The sequence below is a fragment of the Nostoc sp. CHAB 5715 genome, from assembly GCF_020829685.1.
Taxonomy (GTDB): domain Bacteria; phylum Cyanobacteriota; class Cyanobacteriia; order Cyanobacteriales; family Nostocaceae; genus Nostoc.
The window spans coordinates 1-5971 of sequence record NZ_JAIVFR010000434.1 but is presented as its reverse complement, the minus strand read 5'-3'; the positions used below and the strand labels follow the sequence as shown (position 1 = coordinate 5971).

Genomic DNA, 5971 nt, shown 5'->3' with positions numbered 1-5971 from the left:
TGTCAGACGAATTACTTGGGGCAAATTTATTAATGCTGGACAAACTTGTATCGCCCCCGACTACCTTTTAGTTAATAAAACAATCAAAAAAGATTTAATAAATGGGCTGGAAAAATGCGTAAAAGAATTTTATGGCGATAATCCAGCAAACAGTCCTGATTATGCCAGAATTATCAGTCAAAAACACTTTGATAGGTTGGTTAACTTTCTCAAAGATGGTGAAGTTATCATCGGTGGAGAAAATCAACCTTCAGAGCGTTATATCGCCCCCACAGTGGTTGATAATGTCTCCTTAGAAGATTCTGTAATGCAGGAAGAAATTTTTGGCCCGATTTTACCCATCATTGAATATACTGACATTGCAGAAGCGATCGCCTTGATTAACTCTAAATCTAAACCCTTAGCGTTATACTTATTTTCTCAAAACAAAAATCTACAAAATCGAGTTTTGCACGAAACTTCATCTGGTGGAGTCTGTATCAACGATACGGTGATGCAGTTTGGTCTTTCGTCCTTACCATTTGGTGGGGTGGGAGATAGCGGTATTGGCAACTATCACGGCAAAGCTAGTTTTGACACATTTTCCCATAACAAAAGTGTATTGCAAAACTCATTCTGGCTCGATTTAAAATGGCGATACGCTCCATATCAGGGCAAATTGCCGCTAATCAAGAAACTTCTGGGTTAAAGTCTATTATTTTTTCGTAGGACAAATCTAGCTCACCAGAAAATAGAATTATATGACTACGAGCATTAGTTTGAAGATTGGTTTTGACCAGAATAACTATATTTAGTGCTTGAGCAAATTCCTTGTGGAGTAATAACAAACGTGCTATTCGGTTATCACAATATGAGTTAACTCAAACTTGAAATGGCAATAAAAGCCTACCGATCAAACAGAGCAGTTGATTTATGATTGGGTTTGGCTTCTGAGGAAAAGATTTTCTGCACTCGGCAAAATAATTATTAGCCCCAAAGACGCTTGGGCGATTGCTTCAGTTGTCCAGTTATGACTCACTACTACATTGAAGATGAACGAAAAAACCGTTAATCCAATCGCTAGCCAAAGTGCGATCGGAACGAATTTTTTCTTCCATGTTGCTTGCTGGCGAAGTCTATTTTGGCTTTGTAGTAAGGTTTGACGCCAAAACGGGGAGGTACTGAATATAGAGAAAGTGTATAGCATTCCTGCCTCTATTAGCAGGATGGCTTTAAGGTTTGGAGTGATGTTAGGGTACTTAAGTGCGATCGCAGTTAAGCAGACTCCCGCAGCTAGATACAGTAGCGTAAACAAGGTAAAACGTCTCATGGTTTTTTCCTTAATTTTTAGTACTATCAGCTTTGTTCGTGTTATCGATGTTTGCCACTGCTATTCTAAGACTATTTACCTGCTATCAACATCACCTTGAAAATTGTTTATCTCTAACTAAATTGAATAACTCCTAACTTTTAAATCCCAAAGGCATTACTGTAACGCTCCTCAGCCCAAGGTTCACCACGGCGATGGTAGCCATTGCGCTCCCAAAAACCAAGTTCTTCAGCAGCTAAAAATTCCAACCCATTAATCCACTTAGCACTTTTCCAAGCGTAGAGGTGGGGTACAACTAGCCGCATCGGGCCACCGTGTTCAGATGGAAGGTCTTCACCAAAGACTTTAAAAGCAAAGAAGTTTTCTTCGCGCAGAAAATCTTCTACAGAAATATTGGTGGTGTAGCCGCCATAGCAGTGTTCCATAACGTGGGCTACTTTCGGGTCTAATTCAATCAGACTCATGAAATCTGTAACTTTAATGCCAGTCCATTTGACATCCAGTTTAGACCAGCGCGTTACACAGTGGAAGTCGGCTGTAAATTCATGTTGAGGTAGCGCCATAAAGTCTGACCAACTAAAGGTAGCAGATTTTGCTAAACCCCAAACTCGAAACTCCCATTCCTCAGTGCTGACTTGGGGAGTTTCACCGTAAGTTAATACGGGAAAACCTTTAGCTAAGTGTTGACCAGGAGGGACGCGATCGCCCTTGGCGTTGGCTGCGCCATCGCCCTCTTCCTTCCCTGGTTTCTGAAAATATTTTCCTAGCATAGTTAGAGAAAAATAAGTTTTTTCAAGATGTATACAAGCTTTTTTGCTGAGTTGCCAACAGTACCAGATGTTTGACTCTTTATTTGATTACTTGCTCGTTACTCATGAATGATAGGTAATGGGTAATGGATATTCCCAATTACTCACTACCAATTTTTTCGATCTAATGAGCTTGTGAGTTTCAGTCGGGGTTTAAACCCCCGTACTTCGGCTACGCTCAGTAACCGTCTGAAAATGTCTTTCATTTTGAATACTTCGGCTACGCCCTTACTTCGACGCAGCGAGCGTACAAGTCGGCTACGCTCAGGACAAGCTCAGGACAAGCTCAGTACAAGTTTTGAATACTTCGGCTACGCTCAGTACAAGTTTTGAATTGTTAAGATTCTTCTTCCTCTTCTTCAGCAGCTGGATATACAAATGTAGAACGTCCAGTCAAAATTGATTTGCCCAGAGAAAGGGCTTTTTGAGCTTCGACGACGGCTTTGTGCCTCCAGGTAGCTCGACGTTTATCTCGTTTTGATTTTGAAGTTTTCTTCTTAGGAACAGCCATGTCAGCAGATATCGCAATTCTTACAACCTTACTATTCTAGACCATCCACTGATGCTAACGACAAAAGTAGGGGCAATACCCTGCGGGAACCCCCTTTGCGTCTACATGAATTGCCCCTACTGAAAATCATTCTTTTCGGCTATTGTTTGCGTAAGTCCTGGTTATTTTCCAAAAAAAGTAGCGATCGCGCCGTTTTGAAGTAAGTCGCCCAAATTTGAGCATCGGGACGCGATCGCCATTGGGGACGACTGACTTCTAATGTCAGAACTGGTACGATCGCACCATAATTTTGTACGGTTACAATGATTGAAACATCTGTCACCAAGATATCTTGGTCGAAACTCCGTTGAGCAGATGCTCTAGCAACCGCTTCCGCTCTCCTGAGAACGGTTTCATAGTTTTCATCTGGCAGGCGGTCAATAGCTAGATCAACTCTAGCGGTGTAAGCTCGCACAACCTGAGGCGCGATCGCTTCCATCAAAAACCACGCAGGAACAGTAGATATGAGCAAAACTACTAAAGGAATTATCCGGATTCTTCTGGCAATTTCGCTAATAAATGAAAAGGGAGTGATCGATGATGGTAGGTGAGCAGAAATCTTGCTCATAACCTTCTATCTCCTTAGTAATAATCTTTTATTGAAATTAGGTAAAAGGTATTTTCCGGTGTATAAACGTAATAAAAATTACATTTTAACTTAAAATTCGATCAGAATCACCTAGACTATAAGACATAGGTTAGCTTTGTTTTTTTGGGCAAAGCCAACCGCAATTTTAAGACCAGCAAACAATAACTGACAAATAGCGGGATGGCAAATTACTGGGCGATCGCGATTGGCATCAATCAATATCAGTTATTTCAACCTTTAAGTTGTGCCCAAGCAGATGCTGAGGCACTAGAGGATTTTTTGGTGACAGAGGCAGGTTTTCTCCCCAAACACTGTCTCTTAATGACGGATACCTCCCCGCCGATTGGGGATAGATCAACTTATCCGACTAAAGAGAATATTTTGCTGCTGCTTGAGGATTTGGCAGCGACAAGTTGGCAACCAGAAGATTATCTGTGGTTATTTTTTAGCGGTTATGGGGTCAACTACAAGGGCAAAGATTACTTAATGCCAGCAGAGGGCAACCCCGAACTGGTGCAAGAGACTGGCATAGAATTGCGATCGCTAATGCAAAGTCTGCAACTTGCTGAACTAAATGTATTGTTACTACTCGATATCAACCGCGCTTTTGGCACTCAAGCAGATGCTCCCGTTGGCGAAGAAACAATAGAATTAGCCCAAGAACTACAACTTGCGACAATTCTTTCTTGTCAACCAGAGCAATTTTCCCATGAAAGTAGCGAATTAGGTCACGGATTCTTTACAGCAGCTTTGTTAGAAGCTTTGCGTTCTGGTAATGGCAGCAACTTGGCAGATTTAGAAAGCTACCTAAGCCTGATCATGCCAAAATTATGTCACCACCACTGGCGTCCTGTCCAAAACCCTGCCACTATTATCCCATCAAGGCAACAGGTAATCTTGCCAAAATTGGCAATAGAAAGTGACTTGCAAGCAGAATCGGTGATTTATCCTGAAGAATCCTTTGCTGTTGCCCTTGCGGCTCCTCCCCTCGACGATTACCCTAAAACTTCAGCAGAACGGGGCAGATGGGGAGAAGCGACTGTGAACTCCTCCCAACAGGTGAAGGCTCACAAGGTCGAAAAATCTAAAGGTCAACAAGGAAAGGAGTCAGCTACTGGCTTAGTTTCCCAGCCAATGGCAGAAACTTCTTTAGGAGTGAATCCTAAGGGAAGATTTATCCCCAATTCTTCTAAAGGTTACGTTTCTCGATTGCCATCCAATCAGTCAAGCATCCCTTTTTGGAAACAGTTTATTTTATGGGGCGGAGGTAGCCTGCTCGTAGCAGGTTTAATCGCCGTAGTTTTTCTCCGTAATCAAGAAACTTTTAAAATTAAGCAAATATCAAGCACATCACCCAATGCTGCTGGGAGTGATCGCACTCTACCAGTTAGACTTAAAAACCAATCTAGCGCCCAAATAACTTCTAGTTCCGAGTCTAAAAAGCGGAATCAAGCAGTATTAGACCTGGCGAAAATGTCGCTCAGACAAACTCAGGCTAGCGATTTGAGCATGGCGATCGCAACAGCCCGGAAAATTCGACCTGGTGAACCACTGTACCAACAAGCTCAGGAGAATATTAAGATTTGGAGCCAAATGATTTTAGATTTAGCAGAGGGACGTGCTAAACAAAGACAGTATGCTGGCGCTATTGCTGCCGCTCGATTAATTACCAAAGATGAAGCTCCTTATGCCAAAGCACAAGCAGCAATTAACCTGTGGCGGTTAGAGGGTAAGCAGTATGTAAGTAACAAAACTCTTTTAGATGCAGCTAATGCCTTAATCAAGTCTGGACAGGCATCTACCTACAATCGTGCGATCGAAGTTGCGAAGAAAGTACCACCGGGTCAACCAGGCTTCGATATTGCCCAAAAATCGATCTATAACTGGAGTGAGAAAATTTTAGACCTGGCCAAGCGTCGCGCCACCGAAGGAGAACTTAATGCCGCAATTGCGACTGCTGCTTTAGTGCCAGAGGAGACAGGCGCTTACGAAGATGCTCAGGATGCCATTCAAAAATGGCAAAAAAAATAGTTAGAAGTGGGGAGTAGGGAGTGGGGAGTAGGGAGTTTGGAGTTTTAATTCCTCACTCTTCACTCATACCCTCACTACTCAGCAGTACTGTGATACATCTTCGCCACATTCGTCGGCTAGATAGCACAGCGCTCGGAAACGTAAACCAACCACTTCTTCATATAAGGGGTTAAGCTTGCACATGGGTGGAATGTGAAACAAGGTTTTCCCAAATAATTTGACATCTCGCTCAAAGGGACACTGAGATGGAATCACCTTGCACAAGCGGTGAGCTAGTTGGCGATCGCGGACTTGAATGTTTTCTAAACGCTGCCGTAGGGGTTGGAGAATATCCCAGTAAGGCTTGGAAATAGAAGGGTTTAGCTGGGTTACTTTATGATCACTAGTCTCTGCTTGATTGATTGATACCCAGCTTGCCAGAAAAATCTTTTTTGTGGTATTTTTGTATACCTTCATGGTTAATCCTCTGTGTTATTGAGGCTATTCACCTTTTTGATGAATATATACAACGTGGCAACGAACTTTCCCGGAAAAATCGCGTTCTGACTGCGATATAACGGCTTATGTGAGTTGGAGTCTGGAAAGGCGTAAATACGTTAACATGGCTAAACATCTTGGCTAAACCATAGCCTGAAACCCTTGCTATAGCTTGGGCGTTTTTAATTCACATAAGGCGTATATAA

General features: G+C 42.5%; 7 protein-coding genes and 1 pseudogene. 2 read left to right on the top strand and 6 right to left on the bottom strand.

Annotated elements, in window-relative coordinates:
- The coding region (locus LC574_RS22405) for an aldehyde dehydrogenase family protein (protein ID WP_229455714.1) at nucleotides 1-688 on the top strand (688 nt) is incomplete at its 5' end.
- Here LC574_RS22405 and LC574_RS22400 read toward each other — a convergent pair.
- The 5 genes and pseudogenes from LC574_RS22400 to LC574_RS22380 all read right to left on the bottom strand — a co-directional run.
- A pseudogene (locus LC574_RS22400) lies at nucleotides 687-836 on the bottom strand (IS4 family transposase); the annotation flags it as partial. The gene LC574_RS22405 and the pseudogene LC574_RS22400 overlap by 2 nt on opposite strands.
- Before the next feature lie 74 nt (nucleotides 837-910).
- The gene (locus LC574_RS22395) at nucleotides 911-1309 is read right to left on the bottom strand and encodes a hypothetical protein (protein ID WP_229455712.1); all 399 of its coding nucleotides are present in this window, start codon (nucleotides 1307-1309) and stop codon (nucleotides 911-913) included.
- A gap of 140 nt (nucleotides 1310-1449) precedes the next feature.
- Nucleotides 1450-2079, bottom strand: coding sequence for a sulfite oxidase-like oxidoreductase (locus tag LC574_RS22390; RefSeq protein ID WP_229455711.1), 630 nt, complete (start codon nucleotides 2077-2079; stop codon nucleotides 1450-1452).
- 376 nt (nucleotides 2080-2455) lie between these two features.
- Entirely contained in the window at nucleotides 2456-2629 is a 174-nt protein-coding gene (gene rpmF / locus LC574_RS22385) for a 50S ribosomal protein L32 (protein ID WP_094328804.1), read from the bottom strand.
- A 139-nt stretch (nucleotides 2630-2768) separates the two neighbouring features.
- Nucleotides 2769-3236: a hypothetical protein gene (locus LC574_RS22380; RefSeq protein ID WP_229455710.1), complete on the bottom strand. Its 468-nt coding sequence runs from the start codon at nucleotides 3234-3236 to the stop codon at nucleotides 2769-2771.
- A 201-nt stretch (nucleotides 3237-3437) separates the two neighbouring features.
- On the opposite strand from LC574_RS22380, the gene LC574_RS22375 reads away from it, so the two are divergent.
- Nucleotides 3438-5288, top strand: coding sequence for a caspase family protein (locus LC574_RS22375; protein WP_229455709.1), 1851 nt, complete (start codon nucleotides 3438-3440; stop codon nucleotides 5286-5288).
- A 78-nt stretch (nucleotides 5289-5366) separates the two neighbouring features.
- Here LC574_RS22375 and LC574_RS22370 read toward each other — a convergent pair whose 3' ends face one another.
- Nucleotides 5367-5744 carry a Mo-dependent nitrogenase C-terminal domain-containing protein gene (locus tag LC574_RS22370; RefSeq protein WP_229455707.1) on the bottom strand — a complete coding sequence of 126 codons (378 nt, stop codon included), beginning with the start codon at nucleotides 5742-5744 and terminating at the stop codon, nucleotides 5367-5369.
- Between the last annotated feature and the right edge of the window lie 227 nt (nucleotides 5745-5971).

Excerpts from the sequence above, each read along its gene's own strand:
- LC574_RS22395 (WP_229455712.1), bottom strand. The coding sequence starts at position 1,309 with ATGAGACGTTTTACCTTGTTTACGCTACTGTATCTAGCTGCGGGAGTC.
- LC574_RS22390 (WP_229455711.1), bottom strand. The coding sequence starts at position 2,079 with ATGCTAGGAAAATATTTTCAGAAACCAGGGAAGGAAGAGGGCGATGGC.
- rpmF (WP_094328804.1), bottom strand. The coding sequence starts at position 2,629 with ATGGCTGTTCCTAAGAAGAAAACTTCAAAATCAAAACGAGATAAACGT.
- LC574_RS22380 (WP_229455710.1), bottom strand. The coding sequence starts at position 3,236 with ATGAGCAAGATTTCTGCTCACCTACCATCATCGATCACTCCCTTTTCA.
- LC574_RS22375 (WP_229455709.1), top strand. The coding sequence starts at position 3,438 with ATGGCAAATTACTGGGCGATCGCGATTGGCATCAATCAATATCAGTTA.
- LC574_RS22370 (WP_229455707.1), bottom strand. The coding sequence starts at position 5,744 with ATGAAGGTATACAAAAATACCACAAAAAAGATTTTTCTGGCAAGCTGG.